This window comes from Neisseria sp. P0008.S010, assembly GCF_051962715.1.
Classification (GTDB): Bacteria; Pseudomonadota; Gammaproteobacteria; order Burkholderiales; family Neisseriaceae; genus Neisseria; species Neisseria elongata.
In genome coordinates, this window is record NZ_JBQCVA010000230.1 from 1 (window position 1) to 312 (window position 312).

Annotated in this window: 1 rRNA gene; it reads right to left on the minus strand. The window is 53.8% G+C overall.

The window, feature by feature from the left end:
• A 16S ribosomal RNA gene (locus tag ACTHSL_RS13345) occupies nucleotides 1-312 on the minus strand; the annotation flags it as partial.

The window sequence follows — 312 nt, forward strand, 5'->3', positions numbered from 1 at the left end:
GACTACTCGGGTATCTAATCCTGTTTGCTCCCCACGCTTTCGCACCTCAGCGTCAATAATTGTCCAGCAAGTCGCCTTCGCCACTGGTGTTCTTCCGAATATCTACGAATTTCACCTCTACACTCGGAATTCCACTTGCCTCTCCAATATTCTAGCATTGCAGTTTCAAGGGCAGTTCCGGGGTTGAGCCCCGGGATTTCACCCCTGACTTGCGACGCCGCCTACGTGCGCTTTACGCCCAGTATTTCCGAACAACGCTAGCTCCCTCCGTATTACCGCGGCTGCTGGCACGGAGTTAGCCGGAGCTTATTC